The 24360-nt window shown below is 67.9% G+C and carries 20 protein-coding genes; 9 read left to right on the forward strand and 11 right to left on the reverse strand.

Annotated elements, in window-relative coordinates:
- A partial coding sequence (locus FAZ79_RS03265) for a DEAD/DEAH box helicase (protein ID WP_136866556.1) occupies positions 1-1284 on the reverse strand: 1284 nt, incomplete at its 3' end.
- A gap of 316 nt (positions 1285-1600) precedes the next feature.
- On the opposite strand from FAZ79_RS03265, the gene FAZ79_RS03270 reads away from it, so the two are divergent.
- Positions 1601-3472, forward strand: a complete 1872-nt coding sequence (locus FAZ79_RS03270; RefSeq protein WP_136866557.1) for a pyruvate kinase — start codon at positions 1601-1603, stop codon at positions 3470-3472.
- Positions 3473-3809: 337 nt separating this feature from the next.
- Complete coding sequence (locus FAZ79_RS03275) at positions 3810-4361, forward strand: DUF2058 family protein (protein ID WP_136866558.1); 552 nt, start codon at positions 3810-3812, stop codon at positions 4359-4361.
- 109 nt (positions 4362-4470) lie between these two features.
- Here the strand turns inward: FAZ79_RS03275 and rssA are convergent, their stop codons facing one another.
- From rssA to FAZ79_RS03290, 3 genes are all read right to left on the reverse strand, one after another.
- Complete coding sequence (gene rssA / locus FAZ79_RS03280) at positions 4471-5409, reverse strand: patatin-like phospholipase RssA (RefSeq protein WP_136866559.1); 939 nt, start codon at positions 5407-5409, stop codon at positions 4471-4473.
- A gap of 94 nt (positions 5410-5503) precedes the next feature.
- The gene (locus tag FAZ79_RS03285; RefSeq protein WP_231505842.1) at positions 5504-5971 is read right to left on the reverse strand and encodes a DsrE family protein; all 468 of its coding nucleotides are present in this window, start codon (positions 5969-5971) and stop codon (positions 5504-5506) included.
- A gap of 200 nt (positions 5972-6171) precedes the next feature.
- Positions 6172-6663 (reverse strand): DUF4174 domain-containing protein, encoded by a 492-nt coding sequence (locus tag FAZ79_RS03290; RefSeq protein WP_169303546.1) that lies wholly within the window; start codon positions 6661-6663, stop codon positions 6172-6174.
- Positions 6664-6914: 251 nt separating this feature from the next.
- Here FAZ79_RS03290 and FAZ79_RS03295 point away from each other — a divergent pair, with 251 nt between their 5' ends.
- The gene (locus FAZ79_RS03295; RefSeq protein WP_136866562.1) at positions 6915-8138 is read left to right on the forward strand and encodes a carboxylate--amine ligase; all 1224 of its coding nucleotides are present in this window, start codon (positions 6915-6917) and stop codon (positions 8136-8138) included.
- Positions 8139-8171: 33 nt separating this feature from the next.
- Complete coding sequence (locus tag FAZ79_RS03300; RefSeq protein ID WP_136866563.1) at positions 8172-10211, forward strand: hypothetical protein; 2040 nt, start codon at positions 8172-8174, stop codon at positions 10209-10211.
- 27 nt (positions 10212-10238) lie between these two features.
- Here the strand turns inward: FAZ79_RS03300 and FAZ79_RS03305 are convergent, their stop codons facing one another.
- From FAZ79_RS03305 to FAZ79_RS03320, 4 genes are all read right to left on the reverse strand, one after another.
- On the reverse strand, positions 10239-11036 hold the full coding sequence (locus FAZ79_RS03305) for a class I SAM-dependent methyltransferase (RefSeq protein ID WP_136866564.1): 798 nt from the start codon (positions 11034-11036) through the stop codon (positions 10239-10241).
- Positions 11027-12373 (reverse strand): amino-acid N-acetyltransferase, encoded by a 1347-nt coding sequence (gene argA, locus FAZ79_RS03310; RefSeq protein WP_247709479.1) that lies wholly within the window; start codon positions 12371-12373, stop codon positions 11027-11029. Before argA ends, FAZ79_RS03305 begins: the two co-directional genes overlap by 10 nt.
- Positions 12374-12534: 161 nt before the next feature.
- Positions 12535-13458, reverse strand: a complete 924-nt coding sequence (gene argF, locus FAZ79_RS03315) for an ornithine carbamoyltransferase (protein ID WP_136866565.1) — start codon at positions 13456-13458, stop codon at positions 12535-12537.
- 65 nt (positions 13459-13523) lie between these two features.
- The gene (locus tag FAZ79_RS03320) at positions 13524-14702 is read right to left on the reverse strand and encodes an aspartate aminotransferase family protein (protein ID WP_136866566.1); all 1179 of its coding nucleotides are present in this window, start codon (positions 14700-14702) and stop codon (positions 13524-13526) included.
- 551 nt (positions 14703-15253) lie between these two features.
- Between FAZ79_RS03320 and FAZ79_RS03325 the strand changes: the two genes are divergently transcribed.
- From FAZ79_RS03325 to FAZ79_RS03340, 4 genes are all read left to right on the forward strand, one after another.
- The gene (locus FAZ79_RS03325; protein ID WP_136866567.1) at positions 15254-16600 is read left to right on the forward strand and encodes a TRZ/ATZ family hydrolase; all 1347 of its coding nucleotides are present in this window, start codon (positions 15254-15256) and stop codon (positions 16598-16600) included.
- A gap of 40 nt (positions 16601-16640) precedes the next feature.
- Positions 16641-17432 carry a bifunctional 2-polyprenyl-6-hydroxyphenol methylase/3-demethylubiquinol 3-O-methyltransferase UbiG gene (gene ubiG / locus FAZ79_RS03330; protein WP_136866568.1) on the forward strand — a complete coding sequence of 264 codons (792 nt, stop codon included), beginning with the start codon at positions 16641-16643 and terminating at the stop codon, positions 17430-17432.
- A 205-nt stretch (positions 17433-17637) separates the two neighbouring features.
- Positions 17638-18336 (forward strand): HAD-IA family hydrolase, encoded by a 699-nt coding sequence (locus tag FAZ79_RS03335; RefSeq protein WP_136866569.1) that lies wholly within the window; start codon positions 17638-17640, stop codon positions 18334-18336.
- Entirely contained in the window at positions 18333-18914 is a 582-nt protein-coding gene (locus tag FAZ79_RS03340; RefSeq protein ID WP_136866570.1) for a hypothetical protein, read from the forward strand. Before FAZ79_RS03335 ends, FAZ79_RS03340 begins: the two co-directional genes overlap by 4 nt.
- A gap of 32 nt (positions 18915-18946) precedes the next feature.
- On the opposite strand, the gene FAZ79_RS03345 is transcribed toward FAZ79_RS03340, so the two are convergent.
- The 3 genes from FAZ79_RS03345 to FAZ79_RS03355 all read right to left on the reverse strand — a co-directional run bounded on the left by FAZ79_RS03345 (position 18947) and on the right by FAZ79_RS03355 (position 23255).
- Positions 18947-20674 carry a GGDEF domain-containing protein gene (locus FAZ79_RS03345; protein WP_136866571.1) on the reverse strand — a complete coding sequence of 576 codons (1728 nt, stop codon included), beginning with the start codon at positions 20672-20674 and terminating at the stop codon, positions 18947-18949.
- Positions 20671-21927 carry an extracellular solute-binding protein gene (locus FAZ79_RS03350; protein WP_136866572.1) on the reverse strand — a complete coding sequence of 419 codons (1257 nt, stop codon included), beginning with the start codon at positions 21925-21927 and terminating at the stop codon, positions 20671-20673. The genes FAZ79_RS03345 and FAZ79_RS03350 overlap by 4 nt, the downstream gene beginning before the upstream one ends.
- Positions 21928-22073: 146 nt before the next feature.
- Positions 22074-23255 (reverse strand): methyl-accepting chemotaxis protein, encoded by a 1182-nt coding sequence (locus FAZ79_RS03355; RefSeq protein WP_136866573.1) that lies wholly within the window; start codon positions 23253-23255, stop codon positions 22074-22076.
- 167 nt (positions 23256-23422) lie between these two features.
- Here FAZ79_RS03355 and FAZ79_RS03360 point away from each other — a divergent pair, with 167 nt between their 5' ends.
- On the forward strand, positions 23423-24298 hold the full coding sequence (locus FAZ79_RS03360) for a squalene/phytoene synthase family protein (protein WP_136866574.1): 876 nt from the start codon (positions 23423-23425) through the stop codon (positions 24296-24298).
- Positions 24299-24360 lie beyond the last annotated feature (62 nt).

Consider the following 24360-nt stretch of genomic DNA (forward strand, 5'->3'; position numbering starts at 1 on the left):
GCCACGCCCCTGGCCACCACCCGGCCCCCCGCGACCGCGCGGGGCACCCTGGCCACCACCGGGACGGCCACCGCCGCCACGGCGACCACCGCCGGCATTGTTGCGACCGTTCGGGATCGGCTCGGGCTTGGCGTTCGGGTCCGGCTCGAAGCCCGGCACGACGTGGCGGGTGAATTTCTGCTTGGTCAGGCGCTCGATGCCGGCCAGGAGCTTGTGCTCGTCGATGCAGACCAGCGAGATCGCCTCGCCGGATTCGCCCGCGCGGCCGGTGCGGCCGATGCGGTGGACGTAGTCCTCGGCCACGTTCGGCAGATCGAAGTTGACCACGTAGGGCAGCTGGGCGATGTCGATGCCGCGCGCGGCGATGTCGGTGGCGACCAGCACGCGAATCGAGCCGTTCTTGAACGACTCCAGCGCCTTGGTGCGGGCCGTCTGGCTCTTGTTGCCGTGGATCGCCATCGCCGGGATGTCGCGCTTGGACAGGTACTCGGCCAGGCGGTTGGCGCCGTGCTTGGTGCGGGTGAACACCAGCACCTGCTGCCAGTCCTGGTCGATCAGCAATTCGGCGAGCAGCTCGCGCTTCTTGTCGCGATCGACTTCGTAGACCGACTGACTGACCGCCTCGACGGTGGTGTTGCGCGGCGTGACCGAGATTTCCGCCGGGTTGTCGAGCAGCTTGTTGGCCAGCGCGCGGATCTCGTCGGAGAAGGTCGCCGAGAACAGCAGGTTCTGGCGCTGTTCCGGGACGATCTTGAGGATCTTCTTGATGTCGTGGATGAAGCCCATGTCGAGCATGCGGTCGGCTTCGTCCAGCACCAGGATCTCGACCTTCGACAGATCGACGGTGCCCTGGTTCTGGTGATCGAGCAGGCGGCCCGGCGTGGCCACGAGGATGTCGACGCCCTTCTTCAGCTTGTCGATCTGCGGGTTGATGCCCACGCCGCCGAACATGACCATCGATTTGAGCGGCAGGTGATGGCCGTAGTCGAGCACGCTCTGCTCGACCTGGGCAGCCAGTTCGCGCGTCGGGGTGAGGATCAGCGCGCGGATCGGACGCTTGCCCCCCTTCTGCCCGCCTTCCGGGTGGGTGGCCATCAGGCGCTCGAGCAACGGCAGGGTAAAGCCGGCGGTCTTGCCGGTGCCGGTCTGCGCGGCGGCGAGCAGGTCACCGCCGGAGAGGACTTCCGGAATGGCCTTGGCCTGGATCGGGGTCGGCGTGGTGTAGCCGCGCTCTTCGATGGCGCGCTGGAGTTCCGGGCGAAGGCCCAGTTCAGAGAACAACATAGAGTGTTTTTCCTTGGGAACGAGAACGCTGGGCGCATGGAGGCCATGGCAAAAATGGCGTCTCGAATGGCGTGGCGTTTCCCGTCACACGGTCCCGGGGAGGGAGCGCACGCCAGTCGGCAAGGAAAACGCGGGGTGATGACGTGTCGTCGGACAGGGCATCGATGATGAAATCGGCAGGACTGGTCAGACCGAGGCGGCGCATACTAGCACGTTCGCGGCGGGGTCAACGCTTTTTCTCGTGGGAGTCGTCGCTGCCATCTACCCGTCATATCGGGATGGTATCGATGGACCTCCCAGGCAGGAGGTGCCGCTCATGTGTATCGCCACCCGATCCCCGATATCCGAATGCTCCATCGACTGGCTGCTCGACCAGCTCATCGGCCTGCGCGAACGGGTGCTCGACCAGGCCCGCCGGTGGCTCGAACGCGAACTGGGCGATCCGGTTCTCGCCAGCGAGAGCAGCTGGAACCTGGCCTGCTATCTTGCCCTGCGCTCCGAAGACCTGCGCGAGCTGCAACCGCTGCTGGCGGAGCACGGCTTGTCCTCCCTGGGGCGCAGCGAATCCCACGTCGTGGCGACGCTTGACGCGATCATCCACCTCCTCGGTCTCGCCTCTGGCCGGGACGTCAATGCCGAAGCCGGCTCGGCGACGCGCTTCCTCGCCGGGGAGCGAACGCTCGAGAGCAACACCCGGCGCCTGTTCGGCATCGAGCCCCCACACGGGGTGCGCATCATGGTCACGTTGCCCACCCAGGCCGCCGATGACGCGGACCTGATCGAGGATCTGCTGTGCGCCGGCATGACCTGCGCCCGGATCAACTGCGCGCATGACAGCGCCCGCGAATGGAGCCGCATGATCGCCAATCTGAAGGCGGCCCGCGAACGTTGTGGGCGGGAATGCCGGGTATTCATGGACCTCGCCGGGCACAAGGTACGCACCGGCGACATCCGTCGTCGCCACAAGGCGCTCGAGATCGACTGGGAAGGCAACCGGGCCCCGGTGGTCGAGATCAGCGACGGCTTTCTGCGCTCGGAGGCCGTGGGCAAGGGACGCAGGCGCAACTGGCACCTGGCGCTGGATTCCGCCGTGATCGACCGACTCCACGATCACCAGGAACTGTACTTCGTCGACGCGCTGGGCCGGGAACGGCGCATGCGCCTCGCCGCGTCGGGCACGACGCGCTTCTTCCGCGCCGCGCTCGACGGCCCGGCGCACATCGACCAGACAACCGTGTTCCACGACCCGGCCACCGGCGAACAGTTCGTCGCGCGGGGATTCGACACCCGCCCGGCCAAGGTGCGCGTCTTCGAGGGCGACCCGCTGCGACTCTCCGCCGACCCGACGCCGGGCGAGCCTGCCCGCATCGACCCGACCGGCAACATCCTGGAGCCCGCGCGGGTGCCTTGCGCCGAGCCGCGCGTATTCGAACGCCTCACGGACGGCGACATGGTCTGGATCGACGACGGCAAGATCGGCGCACGTGTCAGCCAGGTGGATACCGACGGCGCCCTTCTCACCATCGAGCATGCCGGCCCGCAGGGCCGGTCGATAAAGCCCGACAAGGGGCTCAACTTCCCCGACACCCCGCTCAATCTGCCCGCCTTGAGCGACAAGGATCTCGCCGATCTCGATTTCGTGGTCCGGCACGCCGACATGGTGGGATTCTCCTTCGTCGAATCCGGCGACGACATGCGAGTGCTCATGGCCGAACTGGACGCGCGAGGAGCCGCGGGGATGCCGATCGTCGCCAAGATCGAGACCCGCCGAGCCGTGTCCAACTTGCCGGAAATCATGCTCGCCGCTCTCGACCGGCGACCGCTAGGCATCATGATCGCCCGCGGCGACCTGGCCGTGGAACTGGGCCCCGAGGCGATGATCGAGGCTCAGGAAACCCTGCTCTGGTTGACCGAGGCGGCACGCACGCCGGTGATCTGGGCCACCCAGGTGCTGGAGACGTTGGCAAAGAAGGGCAGCATCTCGCGCCCCGAACTCACCGACGCCGCGATGGCCGAACGGGCCGAATGCATCATGCTCAACAAGGGGCCCTACATCGAACGGGCCGTACGCATCCTGGTCGAGATCGTGCAGCGCATGCACCGTCATCAGCACAAGAAGACCGCGCAGCTTGCGCCGCTGCAATGCCTGATCCGGCCGGACGACCCCGCCGAACGCGCCGCGCCGTGATCCCTGCGAGGGAAACTCTGCACGAATGCCATACCGCTGAAGCGCGCCTTGAGCCGGGCCGATGCAAGGCGCTCGTCCGCCGCGGAAGGGTTGTTCCCGCATCCTCGGACGACAACGCAGCCGATGTCCGGCTCAAGGTGCGCCCTGCGTGGCCTGGCGAGTCGCCCGTGCTCTGCATTGCGATGTCTGGACGTGGCCACCGGCACGCCGGCGACATCGCGCCTTGATCACGAACGACTCGCCAAGCCAGAGTGGCATGGCATTCGTGCAGAGTTTCCCGAAGCGGGCGTGCTGGTAGACTGCCGACCCGTTTCACCGACCGGCATCGCGAACCATCATGAGCAAGGCATCGCTTCAGGATCAGTTACTCAAGGCAGGCCTGGCCAAGAAGGGCGGCAAGCAACCCAAGCAGAAGAAATCCGCCTGGGGACGCGTCAGTCGCCACGACAAGGACGCGAACACCAAACCGCCTGCCGAGATCGAGGCGGCCAAGAAGGCCGCCGCCGAGAAGCTCGAGCGTGAGCGCCGCCAGGCGCGCGAAGCCGGGGCGCGCCAGCGCGAGGCCGAGCAGCGCCGCGCCCAGCGCGCCGAGATACGCCAGCTCATCCTCGATCACGCCGAGAAACTGCCCAGCCACGGCGAGCCGTTCCACTTCGCCGACCAGTTCCGCGTACTGAGCCTGCCGGTCAACGCCCGCCTGCGTCGCGGCCTGGCCACCCGCAAGCTGCGACTGGCCACCTGGGACAAGCGCTACTACATCGTGTCGGCGCAGACCGCCGAGAAGATCGCCCAGCGCGACCCGGCCTTCCTGGTCGCCCTGCCCTCGGGCGGCGAGATCCGCGACGCGGCCTACGCCGAGCACCAGGTGCCGGACGACCTCGTTTGGTAGCAAACGAAAAGAGGTGAGAAATCAGAGACAAGAGGTCAGAAGAAGGGCACACGCCCACACGCGTTCTGATTTGCCACCTCTTCGCTCTGACTTCTTCCGCCTGACCTCTTCAGTCTCCCGACCCCTCCGGGTCGGGCACGAGATCACTCCCCTCCAGCGCCCGCTCGGCGGCCTTGCGGCCGACCTCGATGGTCTCGGCCGCCCGCTCGAACTCGAGCAGGCCGATGTGCGAGAGCTTGGGCGAGATCAGTAGTTCAGGCGGGTCGCCGGCCATGCGGCTGCGCGTGATGCGGTCCTGCATGATGTTGATCGCGCCGGCCATCACGTCGAGCATGCCGGGGGTCGGCTCGTCCTTGCCGCGCTCTTCCAGCCACTTGCCGATCCGGCCGTCGAGGAAGCGCTCGTCCAGGCCGTCGACCCACTTGCGCAGCCCGCTGTCGTTGTCGGTGTCGTGGCGCGCCGCCCCGCGGATGTCGCGGATGTGACGGCCTACCAGGTCGCTGTTGAGGTTCACCGCGATCACCACGTCCGCACCCAGCGCGCGGCACAACGAGACCGGCACCGGGTCGGTCAGCCCGCCGTCGACCAGCCAGCGGCCCTCGTTTCGCACCGGCGACATCAGCCCGGGCACCGCGATCGAGGCGCGCACGGCATCCATCAGGCTGCCCTCGCGCAACCAGACCTCGCGGCCGGCCTCGAGGTCCGTGGCGACCGCCGCGAATGGCACGCGTAGCGTCTCGATATCGACCGGCTCGACCTGCTTGGCCAGCGAACGCATCAGGTTGTCGCCTTCGATCAGCCCGCCACCGAGGCGCACGTCGAGCAGGCGCATCACGTCCCAGGACCGAATGCCGCGCGCCCACGCCTCGAGCTTGTCCATCGACTCGCCGGCGTACCCGGCCCCGACCAACGCGCCGATCGAGCAACCGGCCACCATCGCCGGACGGATGCCGGCCGCTTCCAATGCCTGGATCACGCCGATGTGCGCCCAGCCACGGGCCGCCCCGCTGCCCAGTGCCAGGCCGATCGTCGGTTTGCCGTCGGTCATGGTTTCGTTCCTCTCGTTCCATCGAAAAACCCGCCCTGAAGGCGGGTGGCACAACAGCCAAGACGAGCCGTCCCCGGGAACGGCTTGCGTTCCCTTAATCGTACACGGGGATCAGGGCGTAGCCGTTGTTCTGATAGCCCATCAGCGAGATGAAGCCGGAACGCACCGGCTCGATGCCCGGCAGCAGGGTGTCGTTGTCGACGTTGAACGCCCGCGTGGCGCCATTGCAGGCCTCGATGCGCACCCCCAGGTCCTGCAAGGTCTCGATGCTCCGGGCGATGCTGGCCAGCGCGTCGCCATAGTCGGCCTCGGTCTCCATGGTCGGCTCGGTGTTGATGAACTTCACCGAGTGGGAGATGAACACCATGACCAGATCGGCCTGCACGCCCTCCTTCTCCAGGTTCTCGACATTGGTGATGATGGCCTTGAGGTACATGTCGAGCGCATTGGGGTTGGACTTGCGCACGTCGTAGACGGCCTTGATGTTCTCCAGACCACCGATGGCGGCGCGGTTGTGCAAGTTCTCGGCGGCCACGGTCGGCGCGAGCGCAAGCGCGGCCATGGCGAGACCGGCGGCCCGAAGAAGACGGGTGACACGACGGATCATGGGATTCCTCCTTGATGGGGCCGATTGATGGGGCCGACAAAACCAAGCCGGCAAACGATTAGCCTCACCTGTCATCCTTGCGCGATGCGTCACTCGAATCAATATCCGCTCAATCGAATTTTCTGATTCCGGTCATGTCGAGCGATATGCCGGTCTCAGTCGGCGCAGTCGTCCGGTTCGCGCGCCATCTCGGCCCGCCGCATCGGCATGCGGTCGATCAGCGACCAGATCGTCTCGAGCGAGTCGGGACGGCCGCGGTACTTTTCTTGCCCGTCCAGCCCGAACAGCACCAAGGCGGTCTTGTCCCCGGCCGACCATCCCACCTGGTCGCGGACATCCCCCGCTGCGCTCTCGTCCAGCCGCGTCCGCTCGACCTGGGCCTCGTCGGTCCCGCCGAATCGGCGCCACACCCGGCCATCCGCGCCGATCGTCAGCCAGTGGATACGTCGTTCGGCCATCGCGCAACGCGCCGCCAGCAGCCGCTCGGCCCAATCATCGGCAGACCCGTCCCCGTCGACGAGCACGAGCGGGCGCACCTGCCACGCGAGTTCCTCCCAGTAGTCACCGGCCCAGGCAGAGGGGGCCACGACGCTCAGGGCGGTGGCGAGAACGGCGAGCAGAGGAACGGTCCGGCTGGTTCGAGTCATGGAGGCTCCGGCGTACTGGATCAGGTAACGAGGGTAGACCTGAACCCGCCGACCGTCTTGGCGGCAACAAGTCCCGGGTACAGGGGTTCCGGGGCGCCAATATCGGCGGGCCACTCGATATCCGGTCCGCGTAGCCATGCCTTGTCGACTAGGCTTTATGGCTAGCTCCACCGATTCGCGCGGCACAAATGGACGTGCCGGTAAGCCCGTGTCGGCTCGACATTCCATTTCGCACGAATCAGAGGTACCCCATGGAGAAGAATCCCGACAAAGGTTTTGTCGCGCTGCTCGGCTGGTCGCTCAACGCGGTCGAGGCCGCCGAGACCTTCGATCGCCGCTACGTCGTGGTCGCCCCCGACTGGGCCGAGGAATATTGCGAGAAGCACGACATTCCCTACATCCCGTGGAACTTCGAGCGGCTGAACGACCGCTCGATGGAGATCGCGCACACCCTGCAGGAAAAGGGCGTCGACGTGGCGATCCCGCTCTACGAGGAGACGGTCGAATGGGCCGGGGCGATCAACTCCGTGCTGCTCGACAAGCCCAAGTTGTTCGGCCAGGCCATGCTGTTGCGCGACAAGGCACTGATGAAGCGCCGTGCCCAGCTGGGCGGGATTCGCGTGGGCATCTTCGAGGAGGCCCACGACAAGGAAGACGTGGTGCGTTTCCTCAAGCGGGTCAACCAGACTCTGCTCAAGCTCGACGGCGACCCCAACGACCCCATCCACCTCAAGGCCTTCGACAAGGCCGGCTGCCTGGGTCATCGCGTGATCCGCACGCCCGACGAGGTCGACACCATCCCGGACGAGGAATTCCCGGTATTGATGGAATCCCACCTCGACGGCTGGGAGTTCGCGGTCGAGGCCTGGGTGCACAACGGCAAGATCCGCTTTCTCAATATCTCCGAGTACGTCACGCTGGGCTATTCGGTGTTCGTGCCGGCCACCCCGGAGCTGGAGAAGTACCGCGAGCAGATCACGGCCCAGATCGAGAAGCTGATCAAGACCTTCGACATCGAGTTCGGCTTCGTCCACCCGGAGTACTTCGTCACCAACGACGGCGAGATGTACTTCGGCGAGGTCGCCTACCGCCCGCCGGGCTTCAAGGTCTTCGAACTGCTCGAGCGGGCCTACGGTTTCAACGCCTACCAGGGCCTGATCCTGTCGTTCGACCCCAAGACCACCGAGGAGGAAATCACCGCGTTCTTCCCCAAGGAAGTCGTGGACGCCAAGGGCGTGGCCGGCTGTTTCGGTGTCTACCCGCGTCGGCGCGTGGTCAGCAAGCTCGAGATGCCGGCCGAGACCGAGGACCACCCCTACTTCGAGTCGCATGAACTGACCCCGCCGATCGAAGAAACCGTCACCAAACGCACGGCCTTCGGCACGCACTGGGGCCTGATCTACTTCTTCGGCGACGATCCGCACACGATGCGCGACCTGCTCAAGCGCCAGGAGGACCTGGACTTCTATGTATAATTCCGCGGCAATTCCCGGGCACCAGGAGCCTACGTGACCAGCGACGTCGACGACCAAGCGCCCGGGGCCCTCCTGCCCGGCCTTCTGCAACGACTCGACGAGGCGATCGAAGCCCTCGACTCCGCGCCCGATTTCTCCAAGCCCACGCGGCTTCGTCGGGTGTTGGACGGGGCCAAGCGGGTGCTGCTGCAGGAAGGCGGCCCGGCGGCCATCGAGGCACGTGCCCAGGCCATCGAGGCCGCCGGCACCTTCACCGGCTCGGACTGGGCCTGGCCCGAGATCCTGATCCCGTCGCTCTCCGCGCATGCGCTGGGTAGCCATGATGCGGATACCGTGGTGATCGAGGCCCTGAGCGACCTGCGCATCCTCGCGGTAGCCCGGGGCGCCTACCTCCATCCCACGCTCTCGGCGGAGAACGCCCACCATCACCTCACCCAGGTGCTGGCGATTAACCTGCAACGGCTGTTCATGCCGCCCAGCGAGGCCGAGCGCGAGAGCCAGGGACGGCTCGCCCAGCTCGCTCGCGCCCTGCTCGGCCACCTGGCTGAGCGGATCGGCTACGAGCACATCGTCGACCAGTTGATCGAGGAGATCTGGCGGATCCTGCAGCAACGGCCGATCCAGACCGAGCCGGTCAAGCAGATGATCACGCAGATCGCGATCTGCCAGGCCAACCCCGACATCGACCTCGGCAGCAGCGGCCAGGGTGCCGACCGCCTGGTCAGCAGCCTGTTCGGCCCCACCCAGGCCTGCCGCGAGGACCCCGGTGTCGAGATCTACCGCGACCGGCTGGAACGCATGGACGGCGTGGCCCTGCAGAACGAGGCGACCGGGTTCGCGCGGGCCATGCACGATACCGGGCTGGTCTCGCCCTACCACGCCGTGCTGCTCCGCCATCTGGCCGATCACGGCGATCACCTGCTGTCCGAGGCCATGGGGCTGTCGTCGACCGGCCGGGACTGCCTGCTGTGCTACAGCGAGCTGGTGCACGCGCTGATCGATCAGTCGGTGTTCCCGGAGACGGCCCAGGCCATCTACGGGATGGCACTGATGCTCGAGCGCGGCATCCTCTACCAGCCACCGGTGGCCCCGGCCCTCTGGCGCCAGCTGAGCCTGCCACTGTCGGCCTGGTCACGCGAGCGTCTGGCGATCGCCTTCGGCGAGACGGTGCCGCCACGGACCCGCCTGCTGGAGGGTGTGCTCTGCATGCTGGGCCAGCCGCTGGGCGTGGGCCAGGGCAACAACCCCACCTGCCAGTCGGCCCGCGCCCTGTCGATGTGGGCCTACAACGACCCCGACTACCTGCTGCAGATGGTGGCCTGGGCGGCGCGCGACGACGAGATCATCATCCACTTCGAGGGCCAGCCGATCTCCTCGATGGCCTCGCTCAGCGGCGTCGCCACCACCCTGCCGATCGACCTCGATCCGGTGTCCCTGCTGGTCGTACCGCACCTGGACCGCATCTACGCCGAGATGGGGCGTCGCTGCATCGGTCGGGAGGGCGACCCGCACCGCTGGATCAACCCGGAGTTCCACGGTTGGTGGTCCGGGCGCGGCTTTCGCATCAACGTGGACGTCGCCACCGGCAAGCTCGAGTCGCTGGAGGACTTCCTGCGGCACTTCTACGCGAGCTACCACCCCTACTTCAACGGCAACCAGCCGCTGATCCACCCGCAGCCGATCGGCATCGCCGCGACCGACAGCGCCGCGCGCTTCATCGGCTGGCACGCGATCACCCTGTTGCGGGTGTCACTCGACCCGCAGGACGTCATGCGGGCGTATTTCTACAACCCCAACAACGACAGCGGCCAGAACTGGGGGGATGGCGTCGAGGTGAGCACGGCCGGCTGCGGCGAGCGCTTCGGCGAGTCCTCCCTGCCGTTCGAGGAATTCGCCTCGCGCCTGTACATCTTCCACTACGACCCGCTCGAGCACGGCGAACTCGCCTCGGTACCGCAGGAATCGCTCGACCGCGTGATCGCGATGGTGCACCGCACCTGGGGCGCCGATCGCATCCCCGACGAGCACCTGACGCTCAACCTCGACAGCCCGGCAACCGGCACCGAGGCCTGACTCTTCCGGGAGTCGCCCCGGGCCTGATCAACCCAGGTAGACGTCGAAGCGCAGTCGCCCGGAGCGATAGTCGATGTCCGGGGTGGTCGCATCGATGGTGGGGGCGCCCGGCGGGCGCTTGACCACCCAGCGGGCACCGGGCTGGGTTCGGGCCCAGGCAAACAGGGCCGCGGCGTCCGGGTCCTCGCCCACCAGCTGGTGGAAGATACGCATGGGCTTTTTCACCAGCGCCGATTTCTTGCGCTCCGGGAACATCGGGTCGAGGTACCAGACCGTCTCCTCGCTGGCGCGAAGTGCCGGCGGCTCGGCGCCCAGCACGTCGCCGAACACCGGTTCGATCCGTGCGGCAATCGCTGCCAGCGCCGGATCATCCGCCGCTCGCTCGATCGCATCGGTCAACAGCAGCCAGACCACCGGGTGGCGCTCGACGGCCGTCACCTCGCAACCGCCGCTCGCCAACGCCCAGGCATCCCGACCCAGCCCGGTGGTCAGATCCACCACCGGCGGCCGATAGCCGCCCTTCCAGCCGGTCGCCCGCGCCAGGGCATCCTTGCGCGCCAATGGCCGGGCAAACCGTGGGTCGGCGGCAAAATCGATCACCAGCGGGTGCGAACCCAGGTCGGGATGGTCGCGGGGGGGAATCAGGCCGATGCGGCCCTGATCGATGGCGAGCGTGAAGCGGGCCGGCGAGTCGCCGGGCGCCTCCACCCAGTCGAGCCCCCGGGTCGCGACAAACGCCTGCAGGCGCCCGGCCGCAGCCCCATCCACCTCGGGGCGACAGGCGACCACCGGCAGCGAGGCTACAGCGAGTTGTCCTATAGCCACTTGCGGAAGATCCGCGAATTGCGCTTGAGGTTGTAGAGCGCGCGGCGTTCGGCGGGCAACCGGTCCAGGCTTTCGTCGGCATAGCCCCGCTCGCGGAAGAAGGCCATGGTCTGGGTCGACAGCAGAAACAGGGATTTCAGGCCCAGCGAACGCGCCCGACTTTCCATGAAGCCAAGCAGGCGCGCCGCCCGACCGCCGCCCTGGTAGGAGGGGTGCACCACCAGGGCGGCCAGTTCGGCGGTACCGTCCTCGGGGAAGGGGTAGAGCGCGGCGCAGGCGATGATGTCGCCGTCGCGGTCAATCACGACGAAGCGGTCGGTCTCCAGCTCCAGCTGCTCGCGCGAGCGGCGCACCAGCACGCCGGCCTGCTCCATCGGCTCGATCAGGGCGAGAATCCCGCCGATGTCGTCCAGCGTCGCCGGGCGGATGCGCTCGTAGGGCTCGCTGGTAATCAGCGTGCCGCAGCCATCGCGGGTGTAGAGCTCCACCAACAGCGCCCCGTCGACCTCGCGATCGACCAGGTGGATGCGGTCCACGCCCTTGGAGCAGGCGCGCACGGCGCTGTGCAGGTGTAACTGGAACTCGGTCGAGAGCTTTTCGCCCTCCCGGTCGAGCAGCCCCTCCACCTCGGAAAGGCTCATGGCGGTGGGCAGATCGTCGAGCGGATCGGTGAGAAAGATCAGCTTGTCGGCCCCCAGGGCGACGGCCATGCTTTCGGCGACGTCCTCGGCGCGCAGGTTGAACAGCTCGCCGGTGGGCGAGTAGCCGATGTTCGACTGGACCACGATCGAGCCGTCGCCGAGCGCGTCGCGCACGCCCTCGACATCCACCCGGCGTACCGCGCCGGTATGCCCCAGATCGACCCCGTCGATCACGCCCATGGGCCGCGCGGTGACGAAATTGCCGGTCAGCACCCGCTGGGCCAGCCCCGAGCCCGAGGCCAGGCTCAGGCGCGCGGACAGCCAGGAAATCACGTCGAACTGCACCGCGCCGACCGCCTCGGTGAGCGGATCGATCATCTCGGGCTCGGTCACGCGCAGGCCGCCGTGGAAACGCTCCTCGAAACCCGCCGCCTGGAAGCGGCGGTTGATCTGCGGGCGGGCGCCCGGCACCAGCACCAGGCGCACGCCGAGATCCGCGATCAGGACGATGTCACGAATCAGCCGCTCGAAGCTGGCCGGCTCGTCGAGCGCCTCGCCGCCGAAGGCGAGCACGAAGACGTGATCCTCGTGCTCGCGGATGTAGGGCACGGCGTCACGCAGCCCCTGCACCAGCACCCGCGCCTCGCCGCTTGGCTGGCAGGTAACGTTCGAGGCTTGTTCCTTGCTGTCGGTCAACGCGTAACCTCCCTACGGCGTTGGCTGGGCCGGTGTTATCTGACGTGAGGATAACCGTCGCGCCGGTTCGGGGGAAATCAGCAGGCCACGACTCAACGAGGCCCAGCCCCGTTCAAACCGGGACCGGGCCTCTGCTCCGAGGCGGTTACGACCGGCGAGAATCAGGAAACGCCGGGAAACTCCCCCAGCATCAGGAACTCGACCAGCGCTTGCTGGGTATACATGCGCGCCTCGGCCTCGTCCCAGACCACGCTCTGCGGGCCGTCGATGACGCCGGCGGTGACTTCCTCGCCGCGGTGCGCCGGCAGGCAGTGCATGAACAGGGCGTCATCCTTGGCGCGGCCCATCAGCTCGTCGTTGATCTGGTAGTCGTGGAAGTCGCGCAGGCGGCGCAGGCGCTCCTCTTCCTGGCCCATCGAGGCCCAGACGTCGGTGACCACCAGATCGGCGCCCTCGACCGCCTCGGCCGCCGTACCGACCAGCTCGACGCGATCCTTGGCCGCGGCGACCACGTCCGGGTCCGGCTCGTAGCCACGCGGGGCGGCGACGACCAGGTCGAAGTCGAAGGTGCGCGCGGCATTGATGTAGGAGTGGCACATGTTGAAGCCGTCGCCTACCCAGGCGACCCGCTTGCCGGCGATCGAGCCGCGGTGACGCTGGTAGGTGTAGATATCGGCCAGCAGCTGGCAGGGGTGACTGCGATCGGTCAGCGCGTTGATCACCGGCACGCGGCTGTTCGCGGCGAAGGTCTCGACCATGCCGTGGTCGTTGGCGCGGATCATGATGGCGTCAACCATCCGCGACATGACGCGCGCGGAATCCTCGACCGGCTCGCCGCGGCCGAGCTGCGTGTCGCGCGGCGAGAGGAAGATCGCCGAGCCGCCCAACTGCGCCATGCCCGACTCGAACGACAGCCGGGTGCGGGTCGAGGCCTTTTCGAAGATCATGCCCAGCACGCGACGCTCAAGCGTGTTGGGGCGCTCGCCGCGCTCGCGGGCGGCCTGCAGCTGCCCCGCGCGCTCGAACAGGGCGCGGTACTCGTCCGCGGTGAGATCGAACAGGCTCAGGAAGTGACGTGTGGACATAACGATATCGGTTCTGTCGGTTGAGGGGAGCGCACGGGCAAACGCCCGGCACGAGCCCCGGAAACTCAGTTGGCCGCGTACCAGTCGCGGATGACGCCGATTACCCGGTCGGCGATCAGGTCGGCCTGCGATTCGCTCAGGATCAGCGGCGGCAGCAGGCGTACCACGGAGCCGGCGGTGACGTTGATCAGCAGGCCCTGCTCCAGCGCCCGACCGACCAGCTCGCCGGCCGGACGATCCAGCTCGATGCCAATCATCAGCCCGCGACCGCGCACCTCGCGACAGCCGGCCAGGTCGGACAGACCGTCGCGGATACGATCGGCGATCGACCGGCCCAGTTTCTCGGCCCGCGTGACCAGCCCGTCGCGCTCGATCACCTCGAGCACGGTCGCCGCCGCGCGGCAGACCAGCGGGTTGCCGCCGAAGGTCGAACCGTGGCTGCCCGGGCCGAACAGGTCGGTGGCCCGGCCGGCCGTCAGGCAGGCGCCGATCGGCACGCCGTTGCCCAGCCCCTTCGCGAGGCTCATCACGTCGGGCAACACCCCGGTCTCGTGCTGGAAGCCGAACCAGCGCCCGGTGCGCGCGATGCCGGTCTGTACCTCGTCGACCATCATCAGCCAGTCGTGGTCGTCGCACAGCGCGCGTACCGCGGCCAGGTAGCCGGTCGGCGCCGGGCGGACACCGCCCTCGCCCTGCACCGGCTCGAGCAGCACGGCGACGATGGTCTCGTCCGAAGCGACGCGCTCGAGCGTCTCGATATCGCCGTAGGGCACGCGCACGAAGCCATCGAGCAGCGGCTCGAAGCCCTTCTGGATGGCGGCGTTACCGGTCGCGGCCAGCGCGGCGAGCGTGCGGCCATGGAAGCTGTGCTCCATCACCGCGATCTTCGGGTTGTCGATCTCGCGGCGGCGGCCGTGCAGGCGGGCAAGCTTGATCGCCGCCTCGTTGGCCTCGGCACCGGAGTTGGCGAAGAACACCTTGTCCATGCCGGAGAGCGTCGCCAGCCGCTCACCCAGACGCTCCTGCCACGGAATGCCGTAGAGGTTGGAGGTGTGGACCAGGGTCCGGGCCTGATCGCAAAGGGCCTCGGCGATGTCCGGGTGGGCGTGCCCCAGACCGGTCACCGCAATGCCGCTGACCGCGTCGAGGTATTGCACGCCCGCCTCGTCCCAGAGGTACGGGCCTTCGCCCCGGACGAAACGGACGGGCTGACGATTGTAGGTGGGCAGCAGAAAGTCGCTCACGGCGTTCCTCGAAAACCGATTTCGCCCGGCATTTCCGGGCGACACAAAACCAAAAAAGCGCTCCCCGGAACGACGAGCGCATTGAATCCATTGCGTTTTGTGCCCCTCGACGAACAACGATATGCCTGGCCAACACAGTTGGCGCGAGTTCGGAGGGGCAAGTCATGGAGCATATCACGAATCGAATCGATTTCGACAAAGGGCCGCACGGCGCGGCATGCCAGGGAAACTCTGCACGAATGCCATACCGCTCTGCGCGCCTTGAGCCGGGCAGGTGCAAGGCGTCCGTCCGCCGCGGAAGGGTGACTCCCTTTCCAAGGACGGCAACGCAGCAGATGCCCGGCTCAAGGCGCGCCCTGCGGGGCCTGGCGAGTTGCACGTGCTCCGCGTTACGATGTCTTGACGTGGCCACCGGCACGCCGGCGACATCGCGCCTTGATCACGAACGACTCGCCAAGCCAGAGTGGCATGGCATTCGGGCAGAGTTTCCCTAGGCTTCCGCAAGCCTTTTTGCCGCCATTGCCCTTCTCAACCGGACCACTGCAATTTCCATGGCAAACGACCATCCCAACCAGATTCTCGCCCCCCGCTGGCTGATCCCCGTCGCCCCGCGCGACGAGGTGCTGGAAGACCACGCCGTGTGGATTCGCGATGGCCGCATCGAGGCCATCCTGACCCGCGAGCAGGCCCGCGAGCGCCAGCGGGCAACCGAGGAACCCGTCGACTGGGTCGACCTGCCCAGCCACGCCCTGATTCCCGGGCTGGTCAACGGCCACACCCACGCGGCGATGAGCCTGATGCGCGGGCTGGCCGACGACCTGCCGCTGATGACCTGGCTCGAGGAGCACATCTGGCCGGTCGAGGGACAGATGCTGGGTCACGACTTCGTTCGCGACGGCACGATGCTCGCCGCCGTCGAGATGATCCGCAGCGGCACGACCACGCTCTCGGACATGTACTTCTTCCCCGAGGCGGCGATCGAGGCCGTGCAGGCCGCCGGCCTGCGCGGGATCTTCGGCATCGTGGTGATCGACAACCCCAATCCCTGGTCGGCGAACGCCGAGGAGGCACTGGCCAAGGGCGTCGAGCTGGTCAACGACTGGCGCCATCATTCACGCATCGAGTTCACGCTCGCCCCGCACGCCCCCTACACGGTCGGCGATGCGGCGCTCGAACGGGTGCGCACCATGAGCGACCAGCTCGACCTGCCGGTCCACATGCACGTCCACGAGACCGCCCACGAGGTCAAGTCGACCCTCGCCGCCACCGGCGAGCGGCCACTGGCCCGCCTCGATCGGCTGGGGCTCCTCAACGAACGCCTGGTCGCCGTGCACATGACCCAGCTGACTGAGGCGGAGATCGCCCGCCTGGCCGTCACCGGCACCCACGTGCTGCACTCGCCGCAATCGAACCTCAAGCTCGCCTCCGGCTTCTGCCCGGTGGCCAAGCTCCTCGAGGCCGGCGTGAACGTCGGGCTGGGCACGGACGGGGCCGCCAGCAACAACGATCTCGACATGCTCGACGAGATGCGCACCGCCGCGCTCATCGCCAAGCCTGTGGCCAATGATGCCGCGGCGGTCAGCGCCCACCAGGCCCTGCACATGGCAACCCTGGGGAGTGCGCGCGCCTTCGGCCTGGACGACCGTATCGGCTCGATCGAGCCGGGCAAGCAGGCGGACCTCGTCGCGGTCGATCTCGATGCCCCGGAGACCCAGCCGGTCTACGATGCCGTCTCGACCCTGGTCTACAGCGCCTCGCGCGCCCAGGTGAGCGATGTCTGGGTCGACGGGCGCGCCCTGCTGCGCCACGGGCAGTTGCGTGGGCTCGACAGCCGGGCGATCATCGAGCGGGCAAACACTTGGCGCGAGCCGATCCGGCGGGCCAAGCCCGCCGTCTGACACGTTCACCGTCCATTCGCCCTTACCTGGCCACGCCGCGATGACCCCGACCCACGACACTGCCGACAACGCCTCCAGCGCCTCGCCCGACGAGCTGGCCCACTTCAATCGGCTGGCAAAGCAGTGGTGGGACAGCGACGGCCCGTTCGCCTCGCTGCACGCGATCAACCCGTTGCGCATGGCCTTTATCGAGACCCACAGCGACGCCGGCGACAGCCGCGTGCTCGACGTCGGCTGCGGTGGCGGGATACTGGCCGAGGCACTGGCCCGCAGCGGTGCTGCCGTCACCGCGCTGGATCTCGCCGAGGACGTCATTGCGGTCGCCCGCGACCATGCGCCGGACACACTCGGGATCGACTACCGGGTCGCCGACGTCACCCGCTTCGCCCCCGAGCACGCCGGCACGTACGACGTGGTCACCTGCATGGAGATGCTCGAGCACGTCGAGGACCCCGCTCGCATCATCGAGGCCCTGGCCACGGCGGTGCGCCCCGGTGGGCACGTGTTCCTCTCGACGCTCAACCGCAACGCCAAGTCGTGGCTGCTGGGGATCGTCGCCGCGGAGTACCTGCTGAACATGGTGCCACGCGGCACGCACGACCACCGCCAGTTCATTCGCCCCGGCGAACTCGCCCGGATGGGTCGTGCCGCCGGGCTCAAGCCGATCGCCTCGACCGGCATCGTCTACAACCCGCTCACCCGCGAGTTCTCGCTCAACGACCGCGATCTCGACGTCAATTACCTGATGGCGTTCGTAAAGGAAACTCTGCATGATTCGATGACGTCTCTGCGGGACTCCAAGGGTCCAGATGCAAGGCGCAGTCCGCCGTGAAGGGCCGTCGCCCTTTGCAAGGGCTGCAACGCCGCAGATGGGCCCTTGGAGACCCGCCCGGACGGGGCTCGCGGGTTTGCCCGCACTCGGCGTTGCCGCCCCTCGGCGGGCAACAAGCCCGCCTTCGGGCCGGCGCCTTGATTGCGAACAAACCCGCGAGCCAGAGATGCCATCGAATCATGCAGATTTTCCTAAAGGAGTCCTGATGCTGCCCGCCCCCAAGGCAATCCTATTCGACCTCGACGGTACCCTGCTCGACACCGCCCCCGACATGGCCGCCGCGCTTAATCGCGTGCGCGCCGAGCAGGGCCTCGAGCCCATGCCGTTCGAGGCGATCCGCCCGCATGTTTCCAACGGGGCGCGCGGGCTGCTGGGGATCGGGCTGGGCATCACGCCGGACGACTCGGGCTATGAGGGGTTGCGCGAGCGCTTTCTCGCGCTCTACGCCGAGGACCTGGCGGTACACACCTGCCTGTTTCCGGGCCTGGAGGCACTGGTCGAGTCACTCGAGCAACGCGCCCTGCCCTGGGGCGTGGTGACCAACAAGCCCGGCGAGCTGACACGACGCCTGCTCGAGGCGCTGGAGATCACCCCGGCGGTGGTGGTCTGCGGTGACGACCTCCGCCGGGCCAAGCCCCACCCGGACCCGCTGTTGTTCGCGGCCGGCAAGCTGCGCCTGCCGCCCAATGCCATCTGGTACATCGGCGATCACGAGCGTGACGTCGTCGCCGGCAATGCCGCCCACATGCCCACCGTCGCCGGGCGCTGGGGCTACCTCGACGGCGAGCGGCCGATCGAGTCCTGGGGGGCGACGGTCGTGATCGATAACCCCGAGGACATCGCGCATCTGTTGAGCCGGGCGGACCAAGACGCCACGCACACCGAAACGGTGGACGCCAAATGATTCCGCGCGTCACCTCGCTGCTCGCCTGGCCGGTCGAGGCCCGCTTGCGCAACGCACCGCTCTCGCCGGTCGAGACGCCCACCGACATGGGCGAGCTGATCACCTTCTACCGCGAGCGCCTGGATGCCTTCCGTCCGTCCGCGTTCGAACGTCTGTCCGAGACCGACCAGGCCCGCGTCGACGGGCTGATCACGGCGGTGCTGCTGGTCGACGGGTGGCTGGACGCCGCGGCCGATCGCGAGGCCGGCCAGGCAATGCGCCTGCCGGCCAACGAGTTGGCGCAACTGGGAGTCACCGATGCCCACTGGCGGGAGCAGCAGGTGGACTTCGCCTTCCGGCGCTTCAACGAACGCTTCGCCGGGCGCATCCGGGGCATCCTGCAGGGAGCGGCCCCGCTGGGTCGCCCGTGGCTGGCCGGCTGGCGTTATCGGCTGACCATCGCCCGGGTCGAGCAGATCCTGCGCGAACGGCAGGTCGACCCGGCGCTATGGTTCGATCACGAGCCCCGGCGCTCGCCGGTGGCGTGGGGAACGGCCTCGCTGCGCATCCTCTGGCGGGTACTCACCGGCCGCGGCTGACCCCCGGCGCCGCCATCGGCCAACGCCAGGGCTCACGGCATGAAGCGGACCTGGTCCCGCCCCTCGCGCTTGGCCAGGTAGAGCGCCTCGTCGGCGCGTCGCACCAGATCGGCAGGCGTTTGCCCGGCGTCATCCGGGAGCCGGGTGGCGACACCGACGCTGACCGTCACCACGCCCACCGAGGAGTCGGCGTTCGGGATGGCCAGCTCGCGCACGGCGCGCTGCAGCCCTTCGGCGACCGTCAAGGCGCCGTCCCGGTCGCTGTCCTGCAGGATCAGTACGAATTCCTCGCCGCCGTAACGGGCCGCCAGGTCGTTGCTGCGCCGCACCGGCCCCTCCAGCACCCGGGCGATACGCCGCAGGCACTCGTCGCCGGCCGGGTGCCCGTAACGATCGTTGAACGGCTTGAAGTGGTCGACATCGAGCATGACCATGCTCAGGGCCATCTTGGTGCGCACGGCCACGGCCCATTCCCGTTCCAGCACCTCCTCGAACGCGCGCCGGTTGGCGAGATCAGTCAAGCCGTCGGTGCGCGAGAGTGTCTCCAGCTGGGCGTTGGCCGCCTGCAAGGCCTCGGTGCGTTCCTCGACGCGCTGCTCGAGCACCTCGTTGAGCTCCTGGTATTCGCGCAGCAGGCGCTCGGTTTCCTCGTTCTTTTCCCGGAAGACATGCGCCGCACGGGTCAGCTCGTGAAACTCGTAACCCGCCTCGGTTAGGTCAAGGTCGGCGGCATCCTGACCGCGAGACAACCGCCGGAAGGTCTGCGTGAGGGTCTCGATCGGCGCGACCACGCTGCGCCCCAGCCGATAGGGCAGAAACACCATCAGGGCCAGGGTCAGGGCGATACCGACGAGAACCGTCCACACGGCCTGGCGAATCGTCTCGGCGGTCTGCGCCTCGATCTGCTCCATCTCCTTGTGCAAGCCCGCGGAAAGCTGGTCGGACTGGTAGAGCACCTCGTAGGTCTCGCCGGCCATGACGACGTTGACCAGGTAGAGATAACCGCGCGTCAGTTGCACGGCGTCGAGGATGGCCTCCTGATAGTCATCCAGGGCACTGCCCATCTCGCGAAACACCGCACCATCCGCCGGGTCCTCGCTCGACTCGGCCAGCCGGTCGAGTCGCCGGCGGGACTCGCGCACCTCGACATTGACCTCGCGGATACGCGCGTTGTCGAGCGAGTCGAAGTAGTTGCGCGTCAGGCTGTCGATCCGCAGGGCCGCGCCGCGCAGTCGCTCGAGGCCGGATATGGTCTCTGCCCGACTGGCAGGAAGCGTGGCCTCAAAGGCGCCCAGCAGGTCCTGGTAGCGGCGGGCCTGCGAGTCGATACCCTGGTCGATCAGCCAGCTCTGGCGGTCGTGGAGCCGCTTGACCTCGACGAAGGCCTCGCGGAAACCGTAAAGGTATTCCTCCATCCGCTCGACGCGGTCGCTCACCGCCTCGCTCGCCCCCTCGCCGAGTTGCTCGAGCAGCCCGCGCGCACGCTCGAACACGATCCCGGCCTGGTCGGCGGGAAACGAGCGCCCCGACTGGACGAACTCGCCCGACAGCCGCTGGAGTTCGACCATCTGCAGGGCGACCTCGCCGCCCATCTCGACCCGTTCACTGATGTCGGTCAGGCGCTGGAAGTCGGCGTAGATGCGGGTGATCGTCAGCGCGAGTACTAGGCTGATCAGAAAGCCGGCCAGCCCGATCGCGCCGAAGCTGCCGAAGATGCGCGCCTTGAGCCGACGCCGCGGAGCCGAACGTCGACGGCTCATGCGAGCAGGAATTCCTGCCACTTGGTCAGGGTGTACTCGTAGGTATCCATGACCGTGTTCCACACCGCGATGTTGGCGAAACGGGTTTCGTAACTGCCGCCGCGACGGACCTCGCCCGCCGCGGCGACCCGGTGGCCGTCAACGCCGGTCAAGGCGTGGGCGGCCGGCTTGCCGGCGTACCAGTAGTCCCACTCGGCCGGGGTCATGAAGGGGCGCGAACGCTGCGGGTTGGCGATGTAGTAGCCCTGTCGGGCAATGAATGCCCCCGGCCAGCCCGACAGCCACCAGTTCATGAAGGCATAGGCCATCGCCTGGCGCTCGCTGTCCACGGCCGAGGACAGGCACATTACGCCGAACCAGGCGCGGTAGCCTTCCCGTGGCGCCGCGTAGAGGCAAGGGATGCCCATGCCCTGCAGCTGGGCCGCAGCGGGCGAGAACATGCTCTGGATCACCACCTCACCACGCGCCATCAGATCGACCGAATGCGGCACGGAAAACCACACGCCGCGAAAATGCCCACGGCGCTTGAAGTCCACCAGGAGCGCGAACAGGTCGTCGATCTCCTCGCGGGTCATCCGGCCGATCTCGCCAAAGCGCATCAACCCGTTCGCCTCGGCGGCGAGGGCGAGATCGAACAAGCCGATACTGGGCGCATTCACAACCGCCACGCGTCCGCGATGCGCCGGGTCGAGCAACCACCCCCAACTCTCGGTCTCGTAGGGAATGCCCGGCGCGATCGCGCGCGTGTCATAGCCGAAGGAGTCGGCGTTGTGAACGTAGGGCAGGAAGCTGAGCCGGCCGGAGGGCGTGGCGCCGAGCCGGCCATCCTCCTGGACGAACAACAGCTTGTGGGGCGCATCACCCCGACCGATGGGCGAATCCGGGGTGATGCGGCCGGTCTTGGGGAGATCGTTGATCTCGTCCCAGTACGTCAGGCGCTCGACGTCAATCGACTGGATGGCGTTGGCCTGCCAGAGCACCCGGATGCTGTTCGACCACTGCTCGTAGAGATCGAACGACCCCGGATCGGTGGCCGCCCGTTGCAGCACCTCGGCGCTGCCGCCGGGGTGGAACTCGATGTTGAATCCCAGCTCGGCCTCGGCGCGACGGCGGATCGGCTCCTGGAGGGTGACGTGCGTTCCCATCACCCGCAAGGTCGGCTTGCGATCCAGGGCGCGCACGATCGCCGGGAAGCCGGCCCCGCCCAGCAGCAAGCCCGCCCCACCGGCCTTGAGCACGTCACGTCGATTCATGGGCCTATCATCGGTTCGGGGTCTCCAACGGCATCGGCAACCGGCCACCTTGGCAGAACGCCACTCGGCCGCGTCATGCCGGCTCAATCGGCAGCATGCCGCCACGCCGGTCGGGTGACAAGCACCCGGACCGGACCGATCCCGGGTTAGAGCCGGAAACGGGCGACCTGGCCGGCGAGGCGCTCGGCCTCGCGATTGACCGAGTCGACCGCCTGGTTCGCGGACTGCATGGTCTCGGCATTGCGCTCGACCACCTCGATCAGCGAATTCAGGTCCTCGGTGAGCCGCTCGATCGCCGCCTGGTGACGCTGGCCGTGGCTGGCCGCCTCGTCGGTGAGCTTGACCGTGTCGGCCACCGCCCCGAGCATCTCGGAGAGCCCGCCGGAAGCGGTCTGCAGGGAGCGTTCGGCATCCGCGGAGTAGTGGCTGGCCTCCTGCATCTTCTCGTCGGCGGCCGTCACGTCACGCCCCAGCGATTCCATCACCAGGCCGATCTCGCGGGCCGCCTCGGCGCTGCGCCCGGCGAGCTTGCGCACCTCGTCGGCAACCACGGCAAAACCGCGACCATGCTCGCCCGCCCGGGCCGACTCGATGGCGGCGTTCAGGGCCAGGAGATTGGTCTGCTCGGCCACGGCATCGATGGTCGCGGTCATGCCGCTGATGCGGTCGCGGGCAGCGACCAGCGACGTGATCAGGGCCGCGGTTTCCTCGACGCGTTGCTGCGAACGGCTGATCGAGGCGACGCTCTCGCCTACCTCGTGGCGGGTCTGCTCGGCCCGCGACTGCATCTCGCCGGCCTGGTGACCGGCCTCGAGGATTGCCTCGACCAGTCGCCCGCCGCCGTCGGCCACTTCGCGCGCCTCGCCGAGCGTGCGCTCACGCTGCGCCTGGACCCGCCCCTGCGCGGTCATCACGCTGGACACGCTCTCATCCAGACTGCCGGCGGCGGCGGACAGCGATTCGCTGCTGCGGTTGAGGTTCCCCATCTGGGCATGCAGCTGGTCGATCATGCCGTTGACGCTGGCGACAATCTCGCCGAGCGAGTCATGGCTGACGATCTGGCATTTCTCGGTGAGGTTGCCGTCGCGCACGGCCCCGGCCAGACGCGCCAGCGCGCCCATGCGGCGCAACAGGATCAGGTGGGCCAGCCCGTAGTTGACGAAGCCCACGGTCAGTCCGGCGCCCAGGCAACCGACCACGAACCAGCCCAGCATGCCCTCGCGGAACTCGACGAAGAACGACGCGAATACCGGGAAGATCGCTCCCATGACAACGCCCATGCCGACAAAGGACCATTTCAGGCGACGCAGGATGCTGGGCTGACTCATGATTGGATGGCACCTGGCTCGAAGTGGATGGCGCAACAGGATAGACGCCTGATCGGTTATCGGTCAGTGGGACGATTTCTTGAGGGGCCATCGCTGGCCGATCCGGGGGGACGGTTCGCGCCGGGCGATCCCGGGCAGAAGGCAGGGAACTGGTAGAATCGGCGCCCATGAACGCCGAATCCACCCGCCCCTCGGTCGAGCCCCACCTGGCTGCCGCCGAATGCGAGCGACTCGCCCGTCCGGTAGGCAGCGCCTTCCGGCTGGCCAGCCTCAAGCTATCCCCGGCCCGACAGCGGGCGGTGACGGCCCTGCGCGCGCTGGACGTCTCGCTGGCCGAGATCCCGGAGACGGTCAGCGAACCGCAGGTCGCGATGGCCAAGCTCGATTGGTGGCGCGAGGCGCTGCTGGGCATGACCCAGGGGCGGGCCGAGCACCCGGTCATCCAGTCGCTCGCCGCGGGGCTCGACGAGGTCGGCCTGGGCGAAGAGGCCCGTCGCGAGGACTCGCCGCTGGTCGGCCGGCTGGAGGAGCGTCTGGGGGCAGCGCGCATCGAGCTCGAATACGAGGGCTTTGCCGGCGAGGCGGACCTCGAGGCCTTTCTCGACGCGCGCTACGCCAGCCTGTTCGCCCTGTACGGCCGCCTGCTGGCCCTGCCCGCCGAGCAGATCGAGGCCGCGGCACGGCTGGGGCGCTGGCATGGTCGGCTCGACCGCGCGCGGCTGCTGGGGCGGCATGCGCGCATCGGCCGCGTCTACCTGCCACAGGACACGCTGAATCGCTTCGGCCTGGACGAGGCCGACCTTTATCGCGAACCGGCGCCGGCCGATCGCGAGGCCCTGTTCCGCGAGGAACTCGACCGCATTCGCGCCGGCTTGAGCGACTGGCCGGCGAGTGGCCGACCGCCGCGTCTGTTCCGCATTCTGCGCGCCGTCGACCTCGAGCACCTGCGCCTGATGCAGGAAACACCCGCGGAACTCACCGGCGGCCGCGTTGAAATCAGTCCCGTGCGCCAGTGGTGGCTTGCCTGGCGCGCCTCCTGGTAACCCCAACGGCTAACCCGACCCTTTCCGGCCCGATCATGGCAATGATGGCGGGCTCACCTTGC

It is taken from the genome of Guyparkeria sp. SB14A, from assembly GCF_005096345.1.
In the GTDB taxonomy this organism is placed as follows: Bacteria; Pseudomonadota; Gammaproteobacteria; order Halothiobacillales; family Halothiobacillaceae; genus Guyparkeria; species Guyparkeria hydrothermalis.

Coding starts and splice junctions, on each gene's coding strand:
- FAZ79_RS03270 (WP_136866557.1), top strand. CDS start 1,601: ATGTGTATCGCCACCCGATCCCCGATATCCGAATGCTCCATCGACTGG.
- FAZ79_RS03275 (WP_136866558.1), top strand. CDS start 3,810: ATGAGCAAGGCATCGCTTCAGGATCAGTTACTCAAGGCAGGCCTGGCC.
- rssA (WP_136866559.1), bottom strand. CDS start 5,409: ATGACCGACGGCAAACCGACGATCGGCCTGGCACTGGGCAGCGGGGCG.
- FAZ79_RS03285 (WP_231505842.1), bottom strand. CDS start 5,971: ATGGCCGCGCTTGCGCTCGCGCCGACCGTGGCCGCCGAGAACTTGCAC.
- FAZ79_RS03290 (WP_169303546.1), bottom strand. CDS start 6,663: ATGACTCGAACCAGCCGGACCGTTCCTCTGCTCGCCGTTCTCGCCACC.
- FAZ79_RS03295 (WP_136866562.1), top strand. CDS start 6,915: ATGGAGAAGAATCCCGACAAAGGTTTTGTCGCGCTGCTCGGCTGGTCG.
- argF (WP_136866565.1), bottom strand. CDS start 13,458: ATGTCCACACGTCACTTCCTGAGCCTGTTCGATCTCACCGCGGACGAG.
- FAZ79_RS03325 (WP_136866567.1), top strand. CDS start 15,254: ATGGCAAACGACCATCCCAACCAGATTCTCGCCCCCCGCTGGCTGATC.
- ubiG (WP_136866568.1), top strand. CDS start 16,641: ATGACCCCGACCCACGACACTGCCGACAACGCCTCCAGCGCCTCGCCC.
- FAZ79_RS03335 (WP_136866569.1), top strand. CDS start 17,638: ATGCTGCCCGCCCCCAAGGCAATCCTATTCGACCTCGACGGTACCCTG.
- FAZ79_RS03340 (WP_136866570.1), top strand. CDS start 18,333: ATGATTCCGCGCGTCACCTCGCTGCTCGCCTGGCCGGTCGAGGCCCGC.
- FAZ79_RS03345 (WP_136866571.1), bottom strand. CDS start 20,674: ATGAGCCGTCGACGTTCGGCTCCGCGGCGTCGGCTCAAGGCGCGCATC.
- FAZ79_RS03350 (WP_136866572.1), bottom strand. CDS start 21,927: ATGAATCGACGTGACGTGCTCAAGGCCGGTGGGGCGGGCTTGCTGCTG.
- FAZ79_RS03355 (WP_136866573.1), bottom strand. CDS start 23,255: ATGAGTCAGCCCAGCATCCTGCGTCGCCTGAAATGGTCCTTTGTCGGC.
- FAZ79_RS03360 (WP_136866574.1), top strand. CDS start 23,423: ATGAACGCCGAATCCACCCGCCCCTCGGTCGAGCCCCACCTGGCTGCC.